Below are 25,663 nucleotides of genomic sequence, written 5' to 3' on the forward strand. Positions count from 1 at the left end.
TAGATGGGGGCGCTGCCCCCGTCGTCGCAAGCGACGACTCCCCCGGAGTATTTTTGGAACAATGAAGGTGGTGGTCAGTTGTTGACCGCCCATTTGTCTTCGAGTTTCGCGATGGCGGCGATACGGTCGGCGGTTTTGGGGTGGCTCATCAGCCATGCGGGGGCGGCCCCGGCGCGCGATTGCGTGAGGGCTTCGAGTTTTTCAAACAGGGATTTCTGTGCTGCTGTGCCGATGCCGGCCTTGGTCAGCAGGGCGGCGGCGTATTCATCGGCCTCGTATTCATCGCCGCGCGACAGCCGTGCGGCCAAAAGCGTGGTCAGCCCGTTGGCGATCCAGACGCCGATGCCCGGCAAGAACCGCGACAGGATCATGGCAAGCGCCGTGCGCAGGGCGTTTTGGCCGGAAAAGTCGATCACCCGGCGGCGGGCATGGCCAAGGGCGACGTGGCCCAGTTCATGGGCGATCACGCTGGCCAGTTCCTCGGCGGTGACCTCGCCCTGTTGGAATTTGCGATAGAAACCACGGGTGATGAAAATACGCCCGTCGGGCGCCGCCAGCCCATTGACCGGGTCAATTTCGTAAATGTTGACGCGGATGCGCGGCAGGTCAAGCGCGCGGGCCAAGCGATCGGTCATGTCTTTCAGGCGCGGGTCGGCCAGCTCGGTCGAGCGGGAATCCAATTCGCGCCGCGTGCGCCAGACCGAAAAGCGATACATGACGACGGCGTAAAGAATGGCCAGCAGGATGGGCGTGAAGCGGATCATGATGGGTATATGGGGCAGCCGCCGGTCTGGGGCAAGCGCACAGTTCAGGCCGAGCAGCTTGCGCCACCCAGGACACAGAACTTTGCGCAATGGGGATGGTTGAGCGCAACGTCGCGTTCGGCCTGTTCCAGCGTGTTGCCCAGTTCAAACTCGGGCGAATAGGGCAAAAGCGTACACGCCAGAACCGCCGGGCGATCCGCTCCGCGCCGTTTGACCACCATCCGCGAGGAGGCGCACATCACGTCATCGGGTGATTTACCTAGAATGGACCAGCAGGCGGTTGTGATTTCGGGCACCTCGACGGATGCGTCCATTTCCGGAAACAGAACCGTTTGCGCCGGATCGTGGGCGTCGATTTCAAAGCCGTGCTGTGCGTAGAGACGCGCATAGCCATCGCGCGACGCGGCATCGGTTTCGCCCCAAACGGTGCGCCCGGCGACGCTCATCTTGATGCGATTGTCGCGCAGCCAAGACATGCCTTGCAGCGTCTTTTCAAAGGCACCTTTGCCGCGCTCTTGGTCGTGCAAGTCTTGCGACCAGTGATCGACCGAAATGCGCAAGGTCAGCCGATCGCGCCATTGGGCTGTCAAATCCAGCAGGCCCTGCTGCATGGTTTTGCGCATCATCGGGCGCATGGCGTTGGTCAGGATCAGCACCTGATAGCCCCGCTCTAGTGCTGCGCGCGCCATGCCGATCATGTGCGGGTTCATGAACGGCTCACCGCCAGTGAAACCGATTTCGGTGATCGGCCAGTTGCGCTCTTTGATTTGGTCAAGATAGTCCCGCACTTCGTCTTCGGTGATATAGACCAGCCGATCATTTGTTGGTGAGCTTTCGATATAGCAGTTGGCGCAGGTGATGTTGCACAGCGTGCCGGTGTTGAACCAAAGCGTTTCGGGATGGGACAGGGCGACCGTCGCGCGCGGTTGGCCATCGGCCGTGGTCGTCGGATCGGCGAATTTTTCGGCAGTCGTTTCGTGCAGGTTGGCGTCTTTCATCGGGGCCCCGTTTTTTGTGTCTGAAAACAGGTAGCGAAGCGGGATACGGAAAGAAACCCGCGATAGCCGGGCTGACACCATTGTGAACGTCGCAGTGCATGGTAGACTTAAACGCGAGGCGAGTATAAGCCTGCGCCTGTTAACGCTAACACGGCAAGCGAAGAAGACGACAGGAGGATTTCGATGGTTTCACGTGTGATCCCGGTTGACCCGTTCGACCTTGTCGTTTTCGGCGGCACGGGGGATCTGGCGCGACGCAAGATCCTTCCGGCATTGTTTCGGCGTTTTTGCGCCGGTCAGATGGGCGCCAATGCGCGCGTGATCGGCGCGGCCCGCGCGGATATGGACGACGCGGGCTATCGCAGCTTTGTCTCGGATGCGATTGCCGAGTTTGACCCGGACGCCGCGCGCCACAAGGATCATCTGGACAGTTTTCTGGCCAATGTGAGCTACGTCGTGCTGGACGCCAAAGGCGACGCCGGGTGGGACAAGCTGGCCGCAACGGTGCAAAAAGGTCGGGTGCATGCCTATTACTTTTCGGTTGGTCCGGGGCTGTTTGGCGATCTGGCACAGCGTCTGCATACCTATGGCATGGCCGATGCCAACAGTCGGATCGTGGTCGAGAAACCCTTTGGTCATGATTTGGCCAGTGCCCGAGATCTCAACCGTGTTTTGGCGCAGCATTTCGATGAACACCAAGTGTACCGGATCGACCACTACCTTGGCAAAGAAACCGTGCAAAACCTGATGGCAGTGCGGTTCGGCAATATGCTGTTCGAGCCGCTTTGGAACAGCCAATACGTGGATCACATTCAAATCACCGTGGCCGAAAGCGTGGGTGTCGGCGGGCGTGGTGATTACTATGATCGCGCCGGTGCCATGCGGGACATGATGCAAAATCACCTGATGCAGCTTTTGTGCCTGATCGCGATGGAACCCCCGGCCAAGTTCGATCCCGATGCGGTGCGCGATGAAAAGCTCAAGGTGATCCGGGCACTGGATCCGGTTGCGCCGGATAATGTGGTGCGCGGCCAATACGAGGCGGATGGCGACGCGCCGGATTACCGCACGCAGGTTGAAACACCAGACAGCCGCACCGAAAGTTTCGTGGCCCTGAAGGCCCATATCAGCAACTGGCGTTGGGCCGGGACGCCGTTTTATTTGCGGACGGGCAAGCGGTTGAAGGACCGGGCCAGTGAAATCGCGGTGGTCTTCAAAGAAGCCCCGCATTCGATTTTCGGGGCCGAGGCCGGACGCCATCGCAACATCCTGACGATTAAATTGCAGCCCAATGAAGGCATCGAATTGGGCGTCACCATCAAAGAGCCGGGACCGGGCGGGATGCGTCTGCTGGATGTGCCGCTGGATATGACCTTTGCCGAGGCGCTTGGAGAGGACGGCCCTGATTTTCCCGACGCCTACGAGCGTTTGATCATGGACGTGATCCGTGGGAATCAGACATTGTTCATGCGCGGGGATGAGGTTGAGGCCGCTTGGCAATGGGCGGATCCGGTCATTCAGGTCTGGGAGGAGGGCGGAGAGACGCCGATCCCGTATGCATCGGGCAGTGCAGGCCCCGATGACGCGCTGATGCTGATGCATCGCGATGGCCGCCGCTGGAGGGAGATCAAGGCATGAAATTTCTGGAGTATGCTGACGAAGAGATGTTGGCCATTGATCTGGCCAATGTGCTGGCCGGACAGTTGAAATCGGCCCTCAATCATGAGGATCGCGTGTTGTTCGTGGTGCCCGGTGGCAGCAGCCCGGGCCCTGTGTTTGACACGCTGTGCGATGCCACGCTGGATTGGTCGCGGGTGGATGTCATGCTTAGCGATGAACGGTGGGTGCCCGAGGTGCATGTGCGCTCGAACACCCGGATGATCCGCGAGCGGCTGTTGGTCGGACGCGCGGCCGCGGCGCGCTTTTTGCCGCTTTATGCGAAGGCTGCGCATCCCGATGATGTTCTGGCCGAGCTTGAGGCCAATATCGTGCCACGACTGCCGATATCAGTTTTGTTGCTTGGCATGGGGGCCGATATGCATACGGCGTCGCTGTTTCCAAAAGGCAACAACATTGAGATGGCGATGTCCGATGAGGCCCCGGTTCTGGTGTCGATGGAAACCCCGGATCAGCCCGACATTCGGGTAAGCCTTTCGGCGCATGTGTTGAACGATGCCATGGCCAAACACTTGCTGATTACCGGCAAGGCCAAGCGGGCCGCGCTTGACCGGGCGCAAAGCCACACCCGGCTTGAAGCCCCGATTTGCGCCGTGTTGGATGATATGGTGGTTCATTGGACTGCGTAAGAGGTAACGATGTTTGAAAAGCTAAAGTCTATCGCCGCTGATTTGGCCGGGCGTGATATTGTTGACTTGTTCGCGCAGGATGCCACCCGCGCCGAAAAGTTTTCGGTCGGTTTTGATGATATGGTGCTGGATTACGCAAAGACCCGGATCACCGCCGATGTCCGCACCGCGTTGTTGGATCTGGCGCAATCTTGCGACGTGGCTGCCAAGCGGGACGCAATGTTCGCGGGGCAGGCCATCAATGAAACCGAGGATCGCGCGGTTCTGCACACCGCGTTGCGCAATCTGGACGGTGGGCCGGTGCTGGTCGAGGGCCAGGATGTGATGCCCGATGTCTTGCACACGCTCGCGTGGCTAGAGAGTTTTGCCGAAGACGTGCGCAGCGGGCGGTTCAAAGGGCAGGGCGGGGCGATCACCGATGTTGTGAATATCGGAATTGGCGGCTCACACCTAGGGCCAGAGATGGCTTGTTTGGGGCTGCGCCCCTATCATGACGGGCCGCGCTGTCATTTCGTGTCAAACGTGGATGGGGCGGATATCACCGATACCTTGGCGGGGCTTGATCCGACGACGACCTTGGTCGTTGTCGCCTCGAAAACCTTTACCACGATCGAAACCATGACAAATGCCGAAACGGCACGAGCGTGGATGGCGGGCGAGGTCAGCGATCCGGCCGCGCAATTCGTGGCTGTGTCCACCGCACAGGACAAAACCGCCCAGTTTGGCATCCCGCCGGAGCGAGTGTTTGGTTTTGCCGATTGGGTTGGCGGGCGCTATTCGATCTGGGGGCCGATTGGCCTGCCTTTGATGATCGCCATCGGCGCGGATCAGTTTCGCGTATTTCTGGCCGGGGCCGAGGCGATGGACACGCATTTCCAACACACCCCTTTGGATCGCAACATGCCGGTCATGCTGGCGCTGGTCGGGCTGTGGCATCATCAGGTCTGCGGATACCCGACGCGCGCGGTGTTGCCCTATGATCAACGTCTGGCACGGCTGCCCGCCTATTTGCAGCAACTGGAAATGGAATCGAATGGCAAACGCGTTACGATGGGCGGGACCGCGCTGCACGGGGCGACCGGCCCCATCGTATGGGGAGAGCCGGGCACAAACGGCCAGCACGCGTTTTACCAATTGATTCACCAAGGCAGCCAGATCGTGCCGTGTGAATTCATGGTCGCGGCCAAGGGGCACGAGCCGCATCTGGCCCACCATCACCGCTTACTGGTGGCCAATTGCCTTGCCCAATCCGAGGCCCTTATGCGGGGCCGGTCCATGGACGAGGCGTTGGCGCTTATGCGCAAGGCCGGGTTTGAGGGCGACGAACTGCACCGTCAAGCCGCGCATCGGGTGTTTCCGGGCAACCGCCCCTCGACCACATTGATCTACGATCACCTTAGCCCGCGCCGCTTGGGGCAGATCATTGCGCTCTATGAACATCGGGTCTTCGTCGAAGGGGCGATCCTTGGGATCAACTCCTTCGATCAATGGGGCGTGGAACTGGGCAAAGTTCTGGCCACCGAGTTGGAACCGATCCTGAGCGGCGACGCAGACGGCGCGGGCAAAGATGGCTCAACCCGCGCCTTGGTGGCCTATGCACGTCAGCATTTCGACTGACGATGTAGGTCGCCTTTCAGGTCAGCCCGCCGGCGGCACGCAGTCCAATTCCGCCGCATCCATATCCTGCACCGGATCGCCGGGCGCGCATTCTTCGCCGCTGACAGGGTAGGTGTTGTCATACTCGCATCCCGCCAAGAACGCAGGGATCATCACAATGGCAAAAATTTTCAATAGGATATTCATGCTTACCTCGTATCGCTAAAGCCGGAATTGGCTGGTTGCGGGGTAAGCCTAGCAATCTCGCCCGCGCCTTGCGTTGACCGGCATCAAGGCGCGGGCGGTTTTCATCACTTGAGGATCGAACGGCCCGCATATTCGGCGGTGTCGCCCAGCATTTCCTCGATGCGGATTAGCTGGTTGTATTTCGCCAACCGGTCCGAGCGCGCAAGACTGCCGGTTTTGATCTGGCCGCAATTGGTGGCCACCGCCAGATCGGCGATGGTGGCGTCCTCGGTCTCGCCCGAACGGTGTGACATCACGTTGGTCATCCGCGCGCGGTGCGCCATGTCCACCGCTTTCAGCGTTTCGGTCAGGGTGCCGATCTGGTTGACCTTGACCAGCATCGAATTTGCCGCGCCGCGTGCAATGCCATCGGCCAGACGTGCGGGGTTGGTCACGAACAGATCATCACCCACAAGTTGCACCTTGTCGCCGATGGCTTGGGTCAGGGCGACCCAACCGTCCCAATCATCCTCTGACATGCCGTCTTCGATGGAAATGATCGGATAGTCGTCACAAAGCGATTTCAAATAATCAACATTCTCGGCGCTTGTCAGGCTTTTGCCTTCGCCGGAAAATTCATATTTGTCATCTTTGTAATATTCTGTCGCCGCACAATCCAACGCCAAATAAATATCCTGCCCCGGTTTGTATCCGGCCTTTTCGATTGAGGCCAGGATCAGGTCAAGCGCCTCGCGGGTTGATCCCAGTTCGGGGGCAAAGCCGCCTTCGTCGCCCAATCCGGTGGACAGGCCTTTGGCCGTCATCTCTTTTTTCAGGGTGTGGAACACTTCCGAACCCATGCGGACAGCATCGCGGATATTGCCCGCGCTGACCGGCATGATCATGAATTCCTGAATGTCGATCGGGTTGTCGGCATGTTCGCCACCATTGATGATGTTCATCATTGGCACCGGCAGAACGCGGGCCGAGGTGCCGCCGACATAGCGATACAGCGGCTGCGTGGTGAAATCCGCCGCAGCCTTGGCCACCGCTAGTGAGACACCCAAAATCGCATTCGCGCCAAGGCGGCCCTTGTTGGGGGTGCCGTCCAGCTCGATCATCGCCATGTCGATTTCGACCTGTTCGGTGGCGTCCATGCCCACCAGTTCCTCGGCGATCTCGCCATTCACCGCCGCCACGGCCTCAAGCACGCCCTTGCCCATATAGCGGGCCTTGTCGCCGTCGCGTTTTTCAACCGCTTCATGCGCACCCGTAGATGCGCCCGACGGCACAGCGGCGCGGCCCATTGTGCCGTCTTCCAGAAAGATGTCGACTTCGACGGTCGGGTTGCCCCGGCTGTCCAGAATTTCGCGTGCGTGAATGTCGATGATGATGCTCATTGGCTGTCCCTCGGGATAAAAATGGTTGCGCTTGGCATATCAATTCTACCGCGGAATACAACTGGGCTTGGTCAGTTTGGGCCGGGTCTGCCGCGCGCCAGACGGCGGCGCAGGCGGCGTTCGCGCAGCAACGTGTAAAGCCCCGAAGAGATGATTATACTGGCCCCGATCAGGGTCAGGGCGTCGGGGCGTTCGTCAAACAAGGTGACAGCGATGATCAATGCAAAGATCAGGCGCGAATAGCGAAACGGCGTGACAAACGACACCTCGCCCACCCGCATCGCGGCGACAATCGCATAATACCCGGCAACACCGAGGATCAGGGCAAGACCGATGTCGCGCCATTGTGTGGCGTCAGGGTTGACCGCGCCGCCACTGATCCAGACCATGATCAACCCGGCGGGCACGATGGTAGCGAAGCCATAGCATGACAACTGCATTGACGTGACCGTGCGCGGCACCGCGCGCGTGGCCAGATCCCGCAGGGCCAAGCCAAAGACCGCCTGAACCGCAAACAGCGAGGCGGGCTCAAAACCCGCTAAACCGGGGCGGATCACCATCAAAACGCCGGCAAAGCCAACCAGAATGGCGCTCCAGCGGCGCCAGCCCACGTCTTCGCCCAGAAACAGCGCCGCGCCCAAGGTCACAGCCAGTGGCGTGGCCTGCAAAATGGCCGAGGCCGACGCCAGAGGCGTCAGCGCGATGGCCGTGACAAACCCCAAGGTGCCGATCAATTCGCCCAGATTGCGCAACATCACCGGGGTTGTGATCAAATCGCGTGAAAACAGCCGATGGCCGCGCCCGACTGCAATGGCGCCAAACATCACGGCCCCGCCTGCGCCCAGAAACACAAGGATCTGACCGACAGGCAAATCATAGGACAGCCGCTTGACGAACATGTCCTCAAGCGCAAAGCCGGCCATCGCCAGCACCATCAGCGCACTGCCGCGCAGGTTTTCCATTCTGTGGCCTCGGAGGGTCGTTCGCGTCCTGATCTGCCTATGCCTGTCTTGGTGGCTTTGCAAGCTGCGGCAGGGCCATGCTATTTCTTGATCGGCACGCCATATAGTTCCAGCCTATGGCCTTTCAGCCGATAGCCCAGCTTTTCCGCGATCTTTTCCTGCAAGGCTTCGATCTCGGGGTCGACAAATTCGATCACCTCGCCGCTTTGCATGTCGATCAGGTGGTCGTGATGGTCGCGCTCGGCGTCTTCATAGCGGGCGCGCCCGTCGCCAAACTCAAGCTTGTCCAAAATGCCCGCTTCTTCGAACAGTTTGACGGTGCGATACACCGTGGCGATCGAAATGCGCGGATCAATGGCCGAGGCGCGGGCATATAGCTCCTCGACATCCGGGTGATCGTCCGAGGTCTCCAGCACCGATGCGATGGTGCGGCGCTGGTCTGTCATGCGCAGCCCCTTGGCCTCGCAACGCGATATGATGGTGTCGGACATGCCGTTCCCCTGTCGTCTTTGTGGCGGTGGATAGCTTTTACGTCAAATTGAATCCAGCCGTTTCTAGTGCTGGTGCTTGACTTTGGGCTGGCAAAGGTGCATTCGCCATCCAACCGATGTTTCCTGCCGCGTGAGCAGCCGGGCGGCCCTTGGCCATACCCAACATGAAACATCGTGGAAAGTTCCCAAAATCACGCGTGGGTCCGAACCATCATGGCGATGACTGGCAAGAGGCCGGGCATGGGCCTTGGTGTCACCACGAAATCCCGGCCCCTATCGGGCAGGGTGCGGCATGTGCATGTGCGATGCCCGAAAGGAAATGAATGAACCTGTTTCAGGAAATGGGCCTGCCCGGCCCGCTGGTCAAAAAACTGGCCGCCATGGGCATCACCGACCCCACCCCCATTCAGGAACGCGCGATCCCCTTCGCGTTGGATGGGCACGATGTCATGGGGCTGGCGCAGACCGGCACCGGCAAAACCGCGGCCTTTGGCCTGCCGCTTTTGACCAAGCTGATGGAAGAGCCGGGCAAGCCCGAGCCGAAAGCCGTGCGCAGCCTGATCCTTGCGCCCACCCGCGAATTGGCTGGCCAAATCCGCGACACGCTTGTGCCGCTGGTCAAAGACTCGCCGATCAAGGTCGGGCTGGTTGTGGGCGGCGCGTCGATCAATCCGCAGATCAAGCGTTTGGAACGTGGCACCGATATTTTGGTCGCCACCCCCGGACGCCTGCTGGACCTGTTGGATCGTCGCGCGCTGACACTGAGCGCGACGCGCTTTCTGGTGCTGGACGAGGCCGATCAGATGCTTGATCTGGGCTTTATCCACGCGCTGCGCAAAATCTCGGGGCTGTTGCCTGCCGAGCGTCAGACCATGCTGTTTTCGGCCACCATGCCCAAGCAGATGGAAGAAATCGCCGGCAGCTATCTGACCCACCCCAAGCGGGTTCAGGTTAACCCGCCGGGCAAGGCCGCAGACAAGATTACGCAATCGGTGCATTTTATCGCGAAATCCGAAAAGCCCGATTTGCTGATCGAATTGCTGAAGGGCCACCGCGAGGAATTGGCGCTGGTCTTTGGCCGCACCAAGCACGGGTCGGACAAGCTGGCCAAGCGTTTGCAGGCCGCAGGGTTCGAGGTGGCTGCGATCCACGGCAACAAAAGCCAAGGACAGCGCGAACGCGCCCTGAAAGCATTCCGCGCGGGCGAAGTGCAGGTCTTGGTTGCCACCGATGTGGCCGCGCGCGGGCTGGATATTCCGGACGTCAAGCACGTCTACAACTACGAGCTGCCCAATGTCGCCGAAAACTATGTGCACCGGATTGGCCGGACTGCGCGGGCCGGGCGTGACGGGGCAGCCATTGCCTTTTGCGCTCCGGATGAAATGGGCGAGCTGAAGGACATCCAGAAAGCCATGGGGATCACGATCCCTGTCGCGTCTGGCCGTCCGTGGGCCGATTTGCCTGACCCCAAGGCCAAACCGAAGGGCCGTGGCGGCCCGCGTCGCGGAAATGGTGGTGGCGGACAGCCCGGCAAACCACAAGGCGGAGCACGCCGTCGCAGAGGCGGACAGGCCCGGCAAGCGGCCTGATACCTTTCCAACATGGCCTGCCCCCAAGGGGGCGGGCCTTGCAGTACATGTTTTAAATGATCCTCAAGGGCGCGGAGCGCAATGACCGCTCTCGGGGCATTTGATCAAGACGTTCCAGCGCGGATTCAAGGCCGAAGGCCGCCGCGCATCGCCGGGCCGCCCCCCGGCACGGCGATTTGGCAAAGCTGGGTGCCGCACTCAAAGGTTTTGCGGATTTGGCTGGGATAAAGTGCCATTGAGCACGCTTTGGATCGCCGCGCCGCGGCCCGCCGACGCGCGTCTGTTGCAATTTTCATTTCAGCGTCACGTCAGCCCATACCGGCAGGTGATCCGAGGCGATATGCGCCGGTTGCCGCGTATGCACCCCCGTTTGCTGCGCCAATAGGTCGGGGCTCAGCGCGATGCGGTCCAAAGGGGCCACAGGCCGCAGCGCGGGAAAAGACGGGCGGGCCGGCAAAAACTGCAGGTGTTTGATCGCCGCATCCAAGGCCAGCCCCTTGCCCCATTCGTTGAAATCCCCGGCAAAGACCGTTGGCAGCATGGGCAAGTCCTGCAAGGCCCGGCAGACCGCGGCCACTTGCAGCAAACGATAGCGCCGAACCAAGCCAAGATGCAGCCCCACCACGCGCAACGGGCCAATCGGTGTTTGCAAATCAGCCCGGACCGCGCCGCGCGGCTCAAGCCCCGGCAAGTCGATATGCGCGGTTGTCGAAGAGGTAATATCGCCGCGGATCAGCATTGCATTGCCATGCCAACCCAAGGATCCGCCGGGCGCCCCGAAGGGCAGAATGGTCCAGCCGTCTTCTTCGATCATGTCGTGGGGCAGGGCGGCAGGCCGTGGCGGCAGGCGCTTGTCGGCCTCTTGCAAGACGGCGATATCAGCCCCAAGTGCATTAAGGACATTCAGGCTGCGGTCGGGCCTGCGGCGCAAGTCCAGACCGACGCATTTTTGCAGGTTATAGGTTGCAATTCTTAGCCCGGATGCCTTCATGACCCCCAATAAAGGCAATAATAGCGAGGTTGTCACCCGGTGTTTTCCGAACAAACATGGCTGGCGCGGCTGATTTGGCTATCCTTGTTCGCGGTGGCGCTGTGGGCTTTGTTGGAATGGCAGTTAGAGCTGGCATTCGTGGCCTTGGGGACGCTGGCGGTGTTTGTCGTGCCGGTTCTTGCCGCGAAATGGGCCGATGTCCAAGTGCCGCCCAGTTTTATCGCGGCTGTGGTGTTTTTCGTCGCCGCAACTTTGTTTCTGGGCGAAGTCTTTGATTTTTATGAACGGTTCTGGTGGTGGGATATCGCCATGCATGCCAGTTCGGCGGTGGGTTTTGGCCTTGTCGGGTTTGTGCTGGTCTTCATTATGTTCCAAGGGGATCGGTTTGCCGCCCCGCCCATAGCAATGGCGTTTTTCGCATTTTGCTTTGCCATGACCATCGGCGCCGTCTGGGAAATTTTCGAGTTTGGCATGGACCAAATATTTGGCATGAATATGCAAAAAACCGGCCTTGACGACACGATGGGCGATTTGATTGTCAACACATTGGGGGCCGTCATTGGCGCGGCATCCGGGTTTGCCTACCTGAAGGGGCAAGCGCGTGGCGGTGTCCAGCAAATGATCGACGAATTCGTCAAGCGCAATCCAAGGCTGTTCAAACGCTGGCGCAAATAAATCTGTCAGGTTCCACAGAACGTGCGATGAACAACCTCTGACGGGCCGGGCGGGCGCGTCAGGTCGTCGGCACCGTCCTGCCTAGTGAACGGATCGGACAGCACGCGCATCAGGCGGTCAAAGGGGCGGAAATCGCCGGATACGGCGGCTTGGATCATGTGTTCCACTTGGTGATTGCGCGGAATGTAGACCGGGTTTGCGGCGCGCATCGTCTCAAACGGTGCAGCCTCGGACTTGATCCTGTCTTGCCAGCTTGGTGCCCACCGGTCAAAAGCAGCGGGGTCTGTGAAGTGATCACGCGCGGTGCCGTCGACAAGCGCGCGGAACGTGTTGGTGAAATCGGCATCATTTTCAGCCATCGCTTGCAAAAGATCGGTGATCAGGGTTTCGTCCTCGGGCGTTGCCTGCGCGATACCGATCTTGCGCCCATAGGCCGCCAGCCAATGGGCATGTATACGGTCCGGCATGGCATGCACCAGTTGGGTAAACTCGGACACTGCGGCGTCTTGATTAGGCATCAACCCCACCAAGGCCGTCGCCAGTTGCGCCATGTTCCAGACAATAACGTTGGGCTGATTGGAGAACGCATAGCGCCCCTGCGCATCAATCGAGCTGAACACCGTATCGGGGTGGAACCCATCCATGAAGGCACAGGGGCCGTAATCAATGGTTTCGCCCGAAATGCTGGTGTTGTCTGTATTCATCACACCGTGGATGAACCCCACGGACATCCACTGCGCCACCAGCTGCGCCTGCCGATCTATCACCGTTTCCAACAGGTCTGCCGGGGTTTCGGCCTCGGGGGCGTGGCGCTGAGCGGCATAGTCGAACAAGGCCTTGAGGCCGGGCATATCGCGCCGGGCGGCGAAATATTGGAAGGTGCCAACGCGCAAATGGCTGGTCGCCACACGGGTCAGCACCGCGCCGGGCATTGCCCCTGTGTCACGATAGACAGATTCGCCGGTGGCCACGGCTGCCAGCGCGCGGCTGGTGGGAATGCCAAGCGCATGCATCGCCTCGGACACCACGTATTCGCGCAGCACCGGGCCAAGCCACGCGCGGCCATCGCCCATACGGCTATAAGGTGTCGGGCCCGAGCCCTTGAGTTGCAGATCAACGCGCGCGCCACCCGGCGTGACGATCTCGCCCAGTAAATGCGCGCGCCCGTCGCCAAGTTGCGGCGAAAACCCACCAAACTGATGCCCGGCATAGACCTGCGCCAGCGGCTCGGCCCCCTCGGGGGGCGTATTGCCGCCAAAGACCTGCGCCATCACATCGTCAGGGCCGGGCTTGATCCCCAACTCCTTGGCCAACCCGTGATTGAAGGCCAAAAGGGTCGGTGCCTTGACGGGAACCGGCAGCATGCGGCTGAAAAACCTGTCGGGCAGGCGGGCGTAGCTGTTTTCAAGGGGAATGTGCAAGCTCATTCCATAAACCTAGTATCTGGCAGATGGAATGCTAGACCTCGCGGGTCAGGATCAGCACTTCATCGCGGGGATGAAACCGCATACGGCGATACAGCGACTGCGGCCGCGTCGCCGCGCGCGGGGTTTCGACATGCAGCGCCTTCAGGCCTGCGCCTTTCAGGGCTTTGGGCAGGCTGGTCAGCACCTCGGCCCCGATGCCGCGATTGCGCACGCCCGGCCTGATGAACACCTCATCCAGCGTCGCGGTCATGCCACCTTGGCGGATCGACCAGCCGAAGGATAACACAACATAGCCGATCGGCGCACGCACAGGCCCGATCAGATAGGCCGCGCCATGCGGCGCCCCGTCCAGCAATGCGCCAAGCGCCGCGCGCCGCGTTTGGGCATCCTGCGCAATTTCCATTTCGGCGTGATGCGAGGCAACCAGAGTGTCAAGACGATCAAGGTCGTCTGGTTTGGCAAGGGTCAGATGAGGCAATGGGAAACCATTCTTGTGATCGGATTGACGGGGCTGACCGTGAAGCGTGGGGCCGGGAATGTCCACCACTCATCTGGCGGTGTCGGCGCGGTTTTGCCACTTGCGGCTGAAACCGGTTAACCGCCCGCTTTCTCGTGCATCTTGGCGCGGGTCCATAGGGCATCCATTTCGGCCAGATCGGATTGGTCCGGGGTTTTTCCGTCCTCGGCCAGCCACTTTTCGATCAACGCGAAACGCCGTGTGAACTTGGCGTTTGTCCGGCGCAGGGCGGATTCGGGATCGACCTTCAGGTGCCGGGCAAGATTGGCCATAACAAACAGCAGATCGCCCATTTCATCCTCGATCTCATCATGGCTTAGGCCCTCGGCCGCTTGCACCAATTCGGCGGATTCCTCGGCCAGTTTGTCCAGCACCTGTGTCGTTTCCGGCCAGTCAAACCCGACGCGCGCGGCGCGTTTTTGCAGCTTCACCGCCCGCAACAGGGCGGGCAGGCCAACAGCAACCCCGTCCAGCACGCCGGTTTGTGCTTTTTGCGCGCGTTCGGCGGCCTTGATCGCCTCCCAATCGCGGGTTTGTTGCGCCGCCGATTTATCGCGGCTTTCGGAGCCGAACACATGCGGATGGCGGGCCACCATCTTGTCGGCAATCGCGCGGGCTACATCGTCAAAGCAAAACAGGGCCTGATCGTCGGCAATCTGTGCGTGAAACACCACCTGCAACAGCAAATCGCCCAATTCATCGCGCAAGTCGCCCCAATCGGCGCGTTCGATGGCGTCGGCCACCTCATAGGCTTCTTCGATGGTGTAGGGTGCGATGGTTGTGAAATCCTGTTCGATGTCCCACGGGCAGCCCGCGTCAGGGTCGCGCAGGCGGCGCATGATGTCCAGCAACCGGGGCATCGCATCCTCAGGCGTGTTCAACGCCGGGTCTTGTGGCATCGGGTCTGTCCTTCTGTTGACTGATTGGTACCGTGCCGCGCGGATGTCGCTAAGTCCACCCGTGGCATGGGCTTGCATCCGGTGTGCATTACCGACAAAGATCACGCAACAGGCGGATGATCTTGGTCGCCCCGCCTAAAGAAAGGAACGCGCAGCATGGCCCTTGAGGATGCAAAAAATCAAGTAGATCAGTCTTTTACGAAACAAAGCTCACGTGGCTTGAGCTATGAGAACAGCTTTGGTGGTGCCCTGTCATTTCTGCGGCGGCGGTACAGTAAGGATTTGCAAGGGGTTGATCTGGCGATCACCGGCGTGCCGTTCGATCAGGCGGTCACGAACCGTCCGGGCACACGGTTGGGTCCACGGGCGCTGCGCGAAGCCAGCACCTTGCAAGTGTTCGATCCGCCTTATGGGTGGGACGGGTTCAGCCCGCTGGAAGAGTTCGATATCGTCGATTATGGCGATCTGGCCTTTGATTACGCCAATGTCCCGGCCTTTCCCGGCGCGCTGACGGATCATATTCGTGGCATTCTGGCCGCCGGTGCCGGCAGTATCGCCTTGGGTGGCGATCATTACATTTCGTTCCCGATTCTAAGGGCTTACGCGGAAAGGTTCGGGCCACTATCACTGCTGCAATTCGATGCCCATTCGGATACATGGGCCGATGATGACATGAGCCGCGTCGACCATGGCACGATGTTTTACAAAGCGGTGAAGGAAGGTTTGATTGATCCCAAACGTTCCGTTCAGGTCGGCATTCGCACCGTCAACGCCGACAATCTGGGCGTGCCGACGATTGACGCGCGCGAGGTGCACGAGCGTGGACCGGCTGAAACCGCACGTAAAATCAAAGAGATACTGGGCGATGCTCAGGTCTATGTGACGTTTGACATCGACTGCCTTGATCCGGCTTTTGCGCCCGGCACCGGCACGCCTGTTTGGGGTGGGTTAAGCAGCGCGCAAGCCGCCATCATCCTGCGCGATCTGGCCGGGATCAACATGGTGGGCGGCGACGTTGTCGAGGTGTCGCCGCCGTTTGACAGCACTGGTGCCACGGCCATTGCGGGCGCGCATGTGGCGATGGAATTGATCTGCCTTTGGGGCTGGACACGACGCCCTGACAAAACCGGCTAGAGTGGTATTTGCCGCCCAAGTAAGAGGACAGACGCGATGAAAATTTTTCTGATCGGCCTTGGGGTTTTGGGGCTTATTGCTGTTGCGATCAGTGCGTATGTCCGACTGACCCCAAGCGACCCCGATCGGTGGCACAGCATGCCCGCCGCGGTGACCAACCGGGATACCAGCGGCGGGGCGATGCGGGTGGTTGGCGCGGGGCAGGACGGGCTGGCGCGACTAAACAAGATCATCCGCGCCACGCCGCGCACACAGGTGCTGGCCGGATCGGTCGAGGAAGGGATGATCACCTATGTCACACGCTCGCGCGTGTTCGGCTTTCCCGATTACACCACGGTTCGGCAGGCTGGTCCGCAACTGGAAATCTATGGTCGGCTGCGGTTTGGGGGCTCAGATCTTGGGGTGAACGCGGCGCGCATCGACGGTTGGTTGCACTCTTTCGCGCAGGGATGACGACAGGCACCCGGCCGATATTTCGCGCCACATCGGCACGTTCAGCGACATTTGGCATTGCGCCATGAAGCTACGGCCGCCGACATGCAGGCAGATCATCTCGCCCATTTCCACGCGGGTTCCGTTAGGATCCGTACAATAGCAATCCACGGCCTTGCCGCCGATGGTCTGATCGGCAAGGGCTGGCGCGGTCAGGGCGATGCTTAGGGCCAAAGGGCAAAGCGCGTTCATGACACCAGGATACCACAGGCTTAGGTCTTGACCAAACCGGGACAAAGGGGCAGATGCCAGACCATGGTGCCTTTGGACAAACTTTATGAGATCGTGCAGCGCTTCGAGTATCTCGAAGCGCAAATGACTGCGGGCGGCGGGGATATCGCCAAGCTGGGCCGCGAATACGCCGAACTGCGCCCCGTGGTCGCAGAAATTCGCGCCTACAGGCAATTTCTGGAAGATATCGAGGCGGCACAGGCCATGCTGGACGATCCGGAAATGCGCGATCTGGCGCAAGACGAACTGTCCCAGCTTGAGGCCCGCCTGCCCGAGTTGGAAGACAAACTGCAACTGGCGCTGTTGCCCAAGGATGCCGCTGATGCGCGGCCCGCGATCTTGGAAATCCGCCCCGGCACCGGCGGCGAAGAGGCGGCGTTGTTTGCCGGGGATCTGCTGCGCATGTATCAGCGCTATGCCGAGGCCAAGGGGTGGGCGTTTGAAATCATCGAACTGTCGCAATCCGAGATCGGCGGTGTGAAAGAGGTGGTCGCGCGGATTTCCGGGGATCATGTATTTGCCCGGCTGAAGTTCGAATCTGGCGTGCACAGGGTGCAGCGCGTGCCCGAAACCGAAAGCGGCGGGCGCATCCATACGTCGGCGGCCACCGTGGCCGTGCTGCCCGAGGCTGCGGATGTCGATATTCAGATTGATCCCAATGACCTGCGCATTGACACGATGCGCAGTTCGGGCGCCGGGGGGCAGCACGTCAATACAACGGATTCTGCCGTGCGGATCACCCATGAGCCAACCGGCATCGTGGTGACCAGCTCGGAAAAGTCACAGCACCGCAATCGCGAGATTGCCTTGCAGGTGCTTAAGACACGGCTGTTTGACATGGAACGGCAGCGCGCCGCCGAAGAACGTTCGGCCAGTCGCGCCGCGCAGGTCGGATCGGGCGACAGAAGCGAACGCATTCGTACCTACAATTTCCCGCAGGGCCGGATGACCGATCATCGCATCAACCTGACGCTTTATAAACTGGATCAAGTGATGCAGGGCGATCTGGACGAGGTGATCGACGCGCTAACTGCCGATGCGCAGGCGGCGATGCTGGCCGAGATGCAATGACCGACGCCCCTGTACATTCCGTGGGATGGTGGTGGCGGTTTGGCACCGAGATATTGCGCAAGGCGGGGATTGAGGGCGCAGATCGGGACGCGCAATTGATTTTAGCGTCTCATTTGAAAGCCGACCCCGGCACATTGCGTTTGCAGATGGACCGTGAGTTGACCGCGACCGAGTTTTCCGAAGCTGGTCAGCAAGCCTATCAAACGGATTTGCAATCGCGTGCGGCGGGGCGGCCTGTGTCGAAAATCCTTGGCACCCGCGCCTTTTGGGAGAGCACATTTTACGTCAACGACGACGTGCTAGATCCGCGACCCGACACCGAGTTGTTGATCGAAGTGGCGTTGCAACGGCCCTATGCACGGTGTCTCGATCTGGGAACGGGATCGGGATGCATTGCGATCACATTGGCCTTGCAAAACGGCGGCGCGTCAATTCTGGCCACCGATATTTCGGAAAAAGCCCTGCAGGTCGCGCGCAGGAATGCGCGCGCGATCGGGGTGGAGTCTGGACTGGAGTTTCGCCGCTCGGACTGGCTTGAGGCGGTGGAGGGCAAGTTTGATCTGATTGTCTCCAATCCCCCCTATATTGCCGCCGATGAAATGTCAGAGCTTGCCCCGGACCTTGCATTTGACCCGCGCGAGGCCCTGACCGATGAAGCGGATGGTCTGAGCGCATACCGCGTGATTGCGGCGCAGGCCCCCGATTATCTTCTGCCCGGCGGGCGGCTTTTGGTTGAAATAGGCTGGCGGCAAGGTGATATCGTCGCCGACATGTTCAAGGCAGCCGGATTCGACGATCTGCGTGTTTTGAAGGATTTGGCCGGGCATGATCGTGTTGTGGCGGCGGTCTGGCGTGGCTGATCTTGGTGTAAGAACGCAAAAAAACGGATGAATTTGGCGAAAATGCTGCTTTGCCCTTGTCAGCGATGATCTGGCGTGTTTATTGGATATACGTTACGCAGCGATAACGCCTTCGGGCGATCCTTGTAACACTAAGCCATTACATGTCGGATCCTTAATGAACTATAGCGCGCGTGTGGCGCGATCACGGATCAAACGACGCATTGAGCACAGGGCTAAACAGCTAAACCAATGAGATCATCTAAATCACGTCCGCGTAATAAGTCTAACCGTAACCGTTCGGTTGGCAATATCGTAAACCGGGTTTTCGACAGTTCGGGCCCGGAAGGTAAAGTGCGCGGTACGCCGCAGCAGATTATCGAGAAATACAATCAGCTTACGCGTGATGCGCAGTTGAGTAATGACCGTGTTGCTGCTGAAAACTTTCAGCAGCATGCCGAGCATTACCTGCGTATGCTAGGCGCCGCGCAGAAAGAACAGGACGCGCGCCGCGAACAGCAGGAACGCGAAAATCGTGAACGTCAGGCCGAACGTGACCGCGAGCGCGCCAAGCGTGAGGCCAGCGAAGGCACAGACCCGGCCGCGGCCCCGCAGCCGGATGTCGCCCCGGCCGATCCCCAAGGTGAAAGCGAGCTGGTCGAAACGCCTGAAACGCAAAAGACCGAAAAGCCCAAACGTCCGCGCAAACCACGCGCCAAAAAGCCGCCTCAGGGCGGCGGGGCGCAAGCCACGGACGATACCAATGGCGAACAGAACAAGGCGGACACCCCATCGGATGACGCAAAAGCGGCTGAATAATCAGCTTTGTTCAAGCGCTTTAACGAACCCCGCCATTTGAGCGGGGTTTTTCATTTTTGACGCATGACGTTATTGAAACCGGCGCTGTCTTGAGGGCCGTTTCGCCCACATCTGCATCAAATTTCGATGTTGAGCTTCTTGATCATGTCATCCCGCGCCGAAAGCGCCTGCTTTGCCTCTTCCGGCAAGGCCGCCGCGCACCCGTTGATCAGGCATTCGGCGGCCAGCGTGAATGTTGTCATGGAATTCGACAAGAAGCTGGTTTCATGCGGGACAAGTATGGCCGCTTGGCTGATGGCGGCAAGCGGAGAACTGGCCCTGTCGGTGACGGCGACGATGTCGATCTCGTGCTCCGCGGCGGCGTGGGCCGTGGCGGCCACCTGAGCCGAATAGGGCGCGCAGGAGGCTGCGATCAAGACATCCGACGGCCCCATCGAGGCCAGACCTTCGGCAATGCCAAGATTGCTGGAATCCAGCATATGCACATCCGAACGGATCATCCGCAGACCGTAAACCAGAAAACTTGCGAAGGCATGGAATTGCCGGATGCCGTGCACCATCACGCGCGGGGCCGAGGTGATCAGATGGGTTGCCTTTTGAAACTGGCCAATGTCGCAGCCTTCGATAAAGCGTTCGATATTGGCCTGATTTTCCCGGCAAAGCCGCGCAATGCCACCCATACCCGAGGCACCTTCTCCGGCTAGGGCGGTTTGCGCTTGGCGGGTGTAGAAATCCCCCGGCGCGGACATGGCCGCATCAAGCAAGACCTGCTGAAAGGCGCTAAAGCCCGGATATCCAAGCGCTCGGGCCAGCCGGGTCAATGTCGAAGGGTTCACCGACAGCTTTTCGGCAAGGGCTGTGATTGACAGCAGGGCGGGGTCGCCACGCAGGTCAAGGATATCCGACAGCGCCTTTTGCGCCTTTGGACCAAGCGATTGATGGGCGTCGCCGCGTGCGATGCGCAACATAAGATCGCGCAATTCCTTTACATTGCGCGGCGCGGTTGCCGGACCGCCTTGTCGGTTTTCAGGGGGTTGCAAATACCGGGCCTTGTGATGTTTGGTCATATACGCTCCATTCCACCTTCGATAATTCTACGCGGAATATGGCGGTTGCAAGCGTATTCTCGTGGTCGGGGTCATCGGCGCGGACCCGGTGAATCGGTAGCCCCGCACCGCCGGTATCGCGCAGGATGCGCAGCGGGTCGGTTACGCCGTCGGCCAACAGGCGTGTGCCACGTGCCTGCCGGTCTCGGGACGAGGGGGTGATGGTTTGGCCCGGTGCGCCTTGGCCCATGTGCAGCGCATGATTGGCATGAACAGCCGGGGTTTCGATGGCTTGGGCCGAACACTGACCGCCGCCAAATTCAACACTCATCAGGCGTGGGTCTCCGGCCTGAGCCAGCGACATGTGAAAACCGCCGCTTGCGGTATGGCGGTGACACTGGTCTAACGCCTGGTCCAGCGTGTCACAGCGCAAGATCGCCCGCCCAAGGCCCATGCGGGGCAGGTCGGCGGTGACATTGTGCAGGCGCAGGTTGTTGACGGTTTGCACCAGCCCTGCGGCATTGGTGGCAAAGGTGTGGCCGGGGATCGAACCGGGATAGCAAAAAGACATCAGCGCCGGCCCATCATCCGGCGTCAGTTCTGCCAGAAAGGCATGACCGCGAAAGCCGGGCATCCCGTCTTCGTTATGGCCGATCATGGGGGCCGGGCCGGGAATCTGAACCGTCGTGCAGCCATCGGGCACGTTTGACATCAGGTCGCCCCGGCAATTCCACGCCACCACCTGTTCCAGCGGCAGGTGCAGCTCGTCGGCCATGCCTTGCAGTTCCTCCCAAATGGCGGGGAACAGGGTTTGCAGATTAACGGCCATTGTCTCGACCGCGCCCGCATGGGCCGGGTTGATCACCGCGCGCCAATAGTCGGCCTTGAGAAGAACCTCGTGCACGGCGTCGCGGCCGGCCTCGCCCAAGGTCCGGCCGATTTGGCGCGGGGTGCCGCGCGCCGTGACTCGGCCCAGTTCAGAAACGCCTAGATCAGACATGTTGCAGGAAATCCTTCATCCGATCGTTGGGCGGTGTGTCGATCACCTCGCGCGGGTTGCCATCGACGGCGATATGGCCATGCTCCATAAAGATCAGGCGCGTGCCGACCTGTTTTGCGAACCCCATTTCGTGCGTGACGACGACCATGGTCATGCCTTCTTCGGCCAAGGCGCGCATGACGTTCAGAACTTCTTGTTTCAGCTCGGGGTCCAGCGCCGAGGTCGGCTCATCAAACAGCATCACCTTGGGTTTGATGGCCAGTGCCCGGGCAATTGCCACGCGCTGTTGTTTACCGCCCGACAGTTCCGCCGGGTAGTGGCCGGCCTTGTCCCGCAGCCCGACCTTGTCCAGAAGGTCGCGCGCCGTTTCGCGGGCTTTGGCCTTGCTGAGCCCGCGCACTTTGGAGGGGCCGAAGGCCACGTTTTCCAAGGCCGTCAGTTGCGGAAACAGGTTGAATTGCTGAAACACCATCCCGGCCTCTTGCCGGATTTCGCGCAACTGCTTGGTGCTGCCCGTCACGCTGAGCCCGTCCACGATCAGATCGCCCCCGGTGATCATTTCAAGCCCGTTGATGCAGCGCAGCAGCGTGGACTTGCCCGACCCGGACGGGCCGACCAGCACCACCACCTCGCCTGCGTCAATTGACAGATCAACCCCGTCCAGCACCTTGAGCGGGCCGAAATGCTTGGACGTGTTCTTGAACTCGATGATGCTCATAGGATCCTCATGCGTTTTTCGATGGTGCGCAGGATCAGGCTTAGCGTGCCGGTCATGACCAGATAGATGATCGCCACCGCCGTCCAGATTTCGACCGCGCGAAAGTTCGAGGCCATGATCTCTTGTCCTGTGCGGGTCAACTCACCCACACCGATCACGATGAACAACGACGTGTCCTTGAGGCTGACGATGAACTGGTTGCCAAGCGGCGGGATCAGGCGGCGAAAGGCCAGCGGCCCGACGATATAGACCAGCACCTGCCAATGTGGCAGGCCGATGGCCAGCCCGGCCTCGGTCAACCCCTTGCCGATCGACAGGAACGCCCCGCGCACGATTTCGGCGATATAGGCCCCGGCGTTGACGATAATGGCCAGCACTGCCGCGCTCATTGGGTCAATTCGCAAATCGGCCAGCACGGGCAGGGCGAAATATAGAAACATCACCTGCACCACGATGGGCGTGCCGCGGATCACCTCGATATAGGCGAAGGCAATGCCGTTCAGGATGTGCCCCCCATAGGCCCGCATCAGCCCCGCCAGCGTGCCCAGAACAAGGCCGCCGATCAGGCCGACGACCGTAATATAGACCGTCGTTTTCGCGCCCTCCAAAAGCTGGGGCAGGAAATCGACGATCACGGACCAGTCCGTTTCCATGAAAGGCCTCCGTTATCGTATGTCAGAAATGTCAGGAAAGGGGGCCGGGTCGCGCCTGTGACAGGGCGTCCCGGCCAATCGGTTCAGTTCGATGCGCCGAACCACTTTTCATAGATCGCGTCATAGCGACCGTCTTCGCGCATCTTGGCCAACGCCGCGTTCACCGGCTCAACCAATTCGCTGCCCTTGGGAAAGCCGATGCCATACTGGTGCGCCATCTGCTGATCGCCCACGGCCTTCACCTCGCCGTTGCCGGCGGTGGAGATGTAATACAGAACGTTGGGGGTGTCGTGCATGGCGGCATCAACCCGGCCGGTGCGCAGTTCAAGATAGGCGTTGTCGATGTTGGGGAACTTGCGCAACTCGGTGTCGGGCAGGTTGTCTTCGGCCCAGTCCGAGGCAGAGGTGCCGGTTTTCACCGCCATTGTCTTGCCGGCCAGATCCTCCCAGTTTTGGATATCGCTGTCGGCAGGCACCATCAGGCGGAAGCCGCTGTCGTAGTAGCCGTCGGAAAAGTCGATGACCTCTTCGCGCTCGGGTTTGATGGTGATGCCCGCCAAAGCCACATCGACCTGTCCGGTTTGCAGGGCCGGAATGATCCCCGAAAAATCCATCGGGCGCAGTTCGTAGTCGACGCCCAGTTCTTCCGAGATCGCCTGCCACATTTCGATGTCAAAGCCGGTGTATTCGCCGTCTTGTTTGAATTCGAAGGGGACAAAGGCGGTGTCGGTGGCCACAACGATGTCTTCTGCTTGGGCGGTTGCCGCACCAAAGGCCAGTGCCGCAGTCGCGGCCAGTGTCAGAAATTTTTTCATGTCAACTCCCAGTTGGATAATCGCAAATATATCGCGCTTTCTTGTGTCGCGGTGCAAAAATATTTTCACACATGATCCCGCAATGCAAATCGCTACGGCTTTCATGCAGGATTCTGATGCTTGAAGGGGGCTTTTGGGATGGCCGTTCCGGGCCACATCGCGAAATTTGTCGCGTCTTAACGTAATGCCGACGGGGCTGCTATCGTCTTGGTAGGTTGGAAAAAATCGCGTTTTGGCCGTGGATTACAAAGGCACCCAAACCGACCATTGGCACCCAATGCACAATTTTTAGACGCCACCGGGGGCCGCGACGTCCGGCGCTTATTCTAGGCATGTCCAGTCGGATGAACTGTGCGTGTGACTCGGTCTTGATATCGGTCAGCCGCGTGGCATGCGGCCTGTCGCGGCCGCAGGCAAACCCTAGTGGCCGCGCCAGATCCAGCCGCCGCCAAGAATACGGCTGCCGCCGGTTTCATAGAACACGCAGGCCTGACCGGGGCTGACGCCCTCTTCTGCGGTCAGCAGTTCGACGTTGGCCTCGGTGTCGGACAAGGGGCGAATAATCGCCTCGCGCGGGGGGCGGGTTGAGCGGACCTTGACCGAGACATGCCATTCGGGCCGCGATGTCAGGGGCACGTCGCCCAGCCAATTAATCTCACGCACCGGCACGATCCGGGTGGCCAGCATATCCTTGGGGCCGACGACGACCTGCTTGCTGTCCACGTCCAGCTTGACCACGTAAAGCGGCTCGCTCAGCCCGCCGATACCAAGGCCGCGGCGTTGGCCGATGGTGTAGTGAATCACGCCCTCATGAGTGCCAAGGACGCGGCCATCGGCATGGACGATCTCGCCGGGTTCGGCGGCACCGGGGCGCAGTTTTTCAATCACCGAGGCATAGTTGCCATCAGGGACAAAGCAGATGTCCTGACTGTCGGGCTTATCGGCGACTTGCAGGCCGTATCGTGCGGCCAGCGTGCGTGTGGCATCCTTTGAGGGGAGATGCCCAAGCGGAAAGCGCAGGTAATCCAACTGCTCCGGGGTGGTCGAGAACAGGAAATAGCTTTGATCGCGGTTTGCATCTGCCGCGCTGTGCAGTTCGGGGCCATGCGCGCCCATCTTGCGTTGGATATAGTGACCGGTCGCCATGCAATCGGCGTCAAGATCCTTGGCGGTTTCCAGCAAGTCCTTGAACTTCACCCGCTCGTTGCAGCGGATACAGGGCACCGGCGTGGCCCCGCCAAGGTAGCTGTCGGCAAATTCGTCGATCACCGCGTCACGAAAGATGTTTTCGTAATCCAGCACATAATGGGGAAATCCCATATCCTCGGCGACGCGGCGGGCGTCGTGGATGTCGATGCCTGCGCAGCACGCACCTTTCTTGGCCAGTGCCGCGCCGTGATCATAAAGCTGCAGCGTGACGCCCACCACGTCATAGCCTTCCTCGGCCAGTTGCGCGGCCACAACCGAACTGTCGACGCCGCCCGACATGGCGACGACAACCCGTGTGTCGGCTGGCGGCTTGGCGAAACCAAGCGAGTTAAGAGGCGTTTCGAGGGGCATGTGCAGTCTCCTTGATCTAGCGGAATATAGGAAAATCCTAAGCACTCTCAAGGGCGCGTTTCACCGGGTGTTAAGTCTGTCGGCAAAAGATTGCGGCATAGGTGATTAATAAGGGTGAGAGTGATGTTTTTGAAAAAGGTAGATGGGCCGCGGGCCGTGACATTGCCCGATGGTCGGGTGCTAAGCCGGGCAGACCTTCCGCCGCGTGATACGCGCCGGTGGACAGCCGCGCGCAAGCGGGCGGTGGTGCGTGGGGTTGTGCATGGCCTGCTGACGCGGGCCCAAGCCCTAGAATGGTATGAGTTGAGCGATGAAGAGTTCCAAGAATGGCTGAACGCCCTTGGCCGACATGGTGCCGAGGGGCTGAAAGCGACAGTGCGAAGTAAGGAAGATGGACAACCATAGGTAGAATCCGCTATTTATTTGTGACTGGTAACTGGTGATTAACCAATTGTGGCCAGGGTTGGTGCAGATAATAGGAACC

General features: G+C 60.1%; 29 protein-coding genes. 12 read left to right on the forward strand and 17 right to left on the reverse strand.

Features of this window, described 5'->3' with window-relative positions:
- Nucleotides 1-74 precede the first annotated feature (74 nt).
- Entirely contained in the window at nt 75-764 is a 690-nt protein-coding gene (locus tag HAT86_RS03275) for a M48 family metallopeptidase (RefSeq protein WP_167193353.1), read from the reverse strand.
- A 44-nt stretch (nt 765-808) separates the two neighbouring features.
- Nucleotides 809-1,762, reverse strand: a complete 954-nt coding sequence (locus HAT86_RS03280) for a radical SAM protein (protein ID WP_167193356.1) — start codon at nt 1,760-1,762, stop codon at nt 809-811.
- A 183-nt stretch (nt 1,763-1,945) separates the two neighbouring features.
- On the opposite strand from HAT86_RS03280, the gene zwf reads away from it, so the two are divergent.
- The 3 genes from zwf to pgi are packed head-to-tail and all read left to right on the forward strand — an operon-like array spanning nt 1,946 to nt 5,685.
- Nucleotides 1,946-3,400 carry a glucose-6-phosphate dehydrogenase gene (gene zwf, locus HAT86_RS03285; RefSeq protein ID WP_167193358.1) on the forward strand — a complete coding sequence of 485 codons (1,455 nt, stop codon included), beginning with the start codon at nt 1,946-1,948 and terminating at the stop codon, nt 3,398-3,400.
- Nucleotides 3,397-4,068: a 6-phosphogluconolactonase gene (gene pgl, locus HAT86_RS03290; RefSeq protein ID WP_167193360.1), complete on the forward strand. Its 672-nt coding sequence runs from the start codon at nt 3,397-3,399 to the stop codon at nt 4,066-4,068. Before zwf ends, pgl begins: the two co-directional genes overlap by 4 nt.
- Before the next feature lie 9 nt (nt 4,069-4,077).
- Complete coding sequence (gene pgi, locus HAT86_RS03295) at nt 4,078-5,685, forward strand: glucose-6-phosphate isomerase (RefSeq protein ID WP_167193362.1); 1,608 nt, start codon at nt 4,078-4,080, stop codon at nt 5,683-5,685.
- A 21-nt stretch (nt 5,686-5,706) separates the two neighbouring features.
- Here the strand turns inward: pgi and HAT86_RS16980 are convergent, their stop codons facing one another.
- The 4 genes from HAT86_RS16980 to HAT86_RS03310 all read right to left on the reverse strand — a co-directional run bounded on the left by HAT86_RS16980 (nt 5,707) and on the right by HAT86_RS03310 (nt 8,703).
- Entirely contained in the window at nt 5,707-5,838 is a 132-nt protein-coding gene (locus tag HAT86_RS16980; protein WP_269204295.1) for a hypothetical protein, read from the reverse strand.
- A gap of 137 nt (nt 5,839-5,975) precedes the next feature.
- Nucleotides 5,976-7,250 (reverse strand): phosphopyruvate hydratase, encoded by a 1,275-nt coding sequence (eno, locus tag HAT86_RS03300; RefSeq protein WP_167193363.1) that lies wholly within the window; start codon nt 7,248-7,250, stop codon nt 5,976-5,978.
- Nucleotides 7,251-7,321: 71 nt separating this feature from the next.
- Entirely contained in the window at nt 7,322-8,212 is an 891-nt protein-coding gene (locus tag HAT86_RS03305; RefSeq protein ID WP_167193365.1) for a DMT family transporter, read from the reverse strand.
- Between the two features lie 80 nt (nt 8,213-8,292).
- Nucleotides 8,293-8,703 (reverse strand): Fur family transcriptional regulator, encoded by a 411-nt coding sequence (locus HAT86_RS03310; protein ID WP_167193367.1) that lies wholly within the window; start codon nt 8,701-8,703, stop codon nt 8,293-8,295.
- 323 nt (nt 8,704-9,026) lie between these two features.
- Here HAT86_RS03310 and HAT86_RS03315 point away from each other — a divergent pair, with 323 nt between their 5' ends.
- Nucleotides 9,027-10,292, forward strand: a complete 1,266-nt coding sequence (locus HAT86_RS03315) for a DEAD/DEAH box helicase (protein WP_167193369.1) — start codon at nt 9,027-9,029, stop codon at nt 10,290-10,292.
- Between the two features lie 292 nt (nt 10,293-10,584).
- On the opposite strand, the gene HAT86_RS03320 is transcribed toward HAT86_RS03315, so the two are convergent.
- Nucleotides 10,585-11,283 carry an endonuclease/exonuclease/phosphatase family protein gene (locus tag HAT86_RS03320; protein ID WP_167193372.1) on the reverse strand — a complete coding sequence of 233 codons (699 nt, stop codon included), beginning with the start codon at nt 11,281-11,283 and terminating at the stop codon, nt 10,585-10,587.
- A gap of 39 nt (nt 11,284-11,322) precedes the next feature.
- On the opposite strand from HAT86_RS03320, the gene HAT86_RS03325 reads away from it, so the two are divergent.
- Nucleotides 11,323-11,958, forward strand: coding sequence for a hypothetical protein (locus tag HAT86_RS03325; protein ID WP_167193374.1), 636 nt, complete (start codon nt 11,323-11,325; stop codon nt 11,956-11,958).
- A 5-nt stretch (nt 11,959-11,963) separates the two neighbouring features.
- On the opposite strand, the gene HAT86_RS03330 is transcribed toward HAT86_RS03325, so the two are convergent.
- Entirely contained in the window at nt 11,964-13,385 is a 1,422-nt protein-coding gene (locus HAT86_RS03330; protein WP_167193376.1) for a protein adenylyltransferase SelO, read from the reverse strand.
- Nucleotides 13,386-13,416: 31 nt separating this feature from the next.
- Nucleotides 13,417-13,788 (reverse strand): GNAT family N-acetyltransferase, encoded by a 372-nt coding sequence (locus tag HAT86_RS03335; protein ID WP_167193378.1) that lies wholly within the window; start codon nt 13,786-13,788, stop codon nt 13,417-13,419.
- A gap of 9 nt (nt 13,789-13,797) precedes the next feature.
- Here HAT86_RS03335 and HAT86_RS03340 point away from each other — a divergent pair, with 9 nt between their 5' ends.
- A complete protein-coding gene (locus HAT86_RS03340; RefSeq protein WP_167193380.1) occupies nt 13,798-13,983 on the forward strand; it encodes a hypothetical protein in 186 nt (61 codons plus the stop codon).
- Here HAT86_RS03340 and mazG read toward each other — a convergent pair.
- Nucleotides 13,980-14,801 (reverse strand): nucleoside triphosphate pyrophosphohydrolase, encoded by an 822-nt coding sequence (gene mazG, locus HAT86_RS03345; protein WP_167193382.1) that lies wholly within the window; start codon nt 14,799-14,801, stop codon nt 13,980-13,982. The genes HAT86_RS03340 and mazG overlap by 4 nt on opposite strands.
- Nucleotides 14,802-14,957: 156 nt before the next feature.
- Here mazG and speB point away from each other — a divergent pair, with 156 nt between their 5' ends.
- Both speB and HAT86_RS03355 read left to right on the forward strand, forming a co-directional pair.
- Entirely contained in the window at nt 14,958-15,935 is a 978-nt protein-coding gene (speB, locus tag HAT86_RS03350) for an agmatinase (protein ID WP_167193384.1), read from the forward strand.
- A gap of 36 nt (nt 15,936-15,971) precedes the next feature.
- Nucleotides 15,972-16,388, forward strand: a complete 417-nt coding sequence (locus tag HAT86_RS03355; protein ID WP_167193386.1) for a DUF1499 domain-containing protein — start codon at nt 15,972-15,974, stop codon at nt 16,386-16,388.
- Here the strand turns inward: HAT86_RS03355 and HAT86_RS03360 are convergent.
- Complete coding sequence (locus tag HAT86_RS03360) at nt 16,326-16,619, reverse strand: hypothetical protein (protein WP_167193388.1); 294 nt, start codon at nt 16,617-16,619, stop codon at nt 16,326-16,328. The genes HAT86_RS03355 and HAT86_RS03360 overlap by 63 nt on opposite strands.
- A 63-nt stretch (nt 16,620-16,682) precedes the next feature.
- Between HAT86_RS03360 and prfA the strand changes: the two genes are divergently transcribed.
- The 3 genes from prfA (at nt 16,683) to HAT86_RS03375 (ending at nt 19,387) form a co-directional block, all read left to right on the forward strand.
- Nucleotides 16,683-17,729, forward strand: coding sequence for a peptide chain release factor 1 (gene prfA / locus HAT86_RS03365; RefSeq protein WP_167193391.1), 1,047 nt, complete (start codon nt 16,683-16,685; stop codon nt 17,727-17,729).
- Nucleotides 17,726-18,589: a peptide chain release factor N(5)-glutamine methyltransferase gene (prmC, locus tag HAT86_RS03370; RefSeq protein ID WP_167193393.1), complete on the forward strand. Its 864-nt coding sequence runs from the start codon at nt 17,726-17,728 to the stop codon at nt 18,587-18,589. The genes prfA and prmC overlap by 4 nt, the downstream gene beginning before the upstream one ends.
- Before the next feature lie 231 nt (nt 18,590-18,820).
- On the forward strand, nt 18,821-19,387 hold the full coding sequence (locus tag HAT86_RS03375) for a DUF4167 domain-containing protein (protein WP_167193395.1): 567 nt from the start codon (nt 18,821-18,823) through the stop codon (nt 19,385-19,387).
- A 116-nt stretch (nt 19,388-19,503) separates the two neighbouring features.
- Here the strand turns inward: HAT86_RS03375 and HAT86_RS03380 are convergent, their stop codons facing one another.
- The 6 genes from HAT86_RS03380 to mnmA form a co-directional block, all read right to left on the reverse strand.
- Nucleotides 19,504-20,454: a MurR/RpiR family transcriptional regulator gene (locus tag HAT86_RS03380; RefSeq protein WP_196780489.1), complete on the reverse strand. Its 951-nt coding sequence runs from the start codon at nt 20,452-20,454 to the stop codon at nt 19,504-19,506.
- The gene (locus HAT86_RS03385) at nt 20,414-21,433 is read right to left on the reverse strand and encodes a C45 family autoproteolytic acyltransferase/hydolase (RefSeq protein ID WP_167193397.1); all 1,020 of its coding nucleotides are present in this window, start codon (nt 21,431-21,433) and stop codon (nt 20,414-20,416) included. Before HAT86_RS03385 ends, HAT86_RS03380 begins: the two co-directional genes overlap by 41 nt.
- Nucleotides 21,426-22,151 (reverse strand): glutamine ABC transporter ATP-binding protein GlnQ, encoded by a 726-nt coding sequence (gene glnQ, locus HAT86_RS03390; protein ID WP_167193399.1) that lies wholly within the window; start codon nt 22,149-22,151, stop codon nt 21,426-21,428. The genes HAT86_RS03385 and glnQ overlap by 8 nt, the downstream gene beginning before the upstream one ends.
- A complete protein-coding gene (gene glnP / locus HAT86_RS03395; RefSeq protein ID WP_167193401.1) occupies nt 22,148-22,804 on the reverse strand; it encodes a glutamine ABC transporter permease GlnP in 657 nt (218 codons plus the stop codon). Before glnP ends, glnQ begins: the two co-directional genes overlap by 4 nt.
- An 83-nt stretch (nt 22,805-22,887) precedes the next feature.
- Nucleotides 22,888-23,619, reverse strand: coding sequence for a glutamine ABC transporter substrate-binding protein GlnH (gene glnH / locus HAT86_RS03400; RefSeq protein ID WP_167193403.1), 732 nt, complete (start codon nt 23,617-23,619; stop codon nt 22,888-22,890).
- Nucleotides 23,620-24,039: 420 nt separating this feature from the next.
- Nucleotides 24,040-25,179 carry a tRNA 2-thiouridine(34) synthase MnmA gene (mnmA, locus tag HAT86_RS03405; protein WP_167193405.1) on the reverse strand — a complete coding sequence of 380 codons (1,140 nt, stop codon included), beginning with the start codon at nt 25,177-25,179 and terminating at the stop codon, nt 24,040-24,042.
- A 123-nt stretch (nt 25,180-25,302) separates the two neighbouring features.
- Here mnmA and sciP point away from each other — a divergent pair, with 123 nt between their 5' ends.
- On the forward strand, nt 25,303-25,584 hold the full coding sequence (gene sciP, locus HAT86_RS03410) for a CtrA inhibitor SciP (RefSeq protein WP_167193407.1): 282 nt from the start codon (nt 25,303-25,305) through the stop codon (nt 25,582-25,584).
- Nucleotides 25,585-25,663: the final 79 nt, after the last annotated feature.

Origin of the sequence: Roseovarius gahaiensis (assembly GCF_011601345.1) — a bacterium.
Taxonomy (GTDB): Bacteria; Pseudomonadota; Alphaproteobacteria; order Rhodobacterales; family Rhodobacteraceae; genus Roseovarius; species Roseovarius gahaiensis.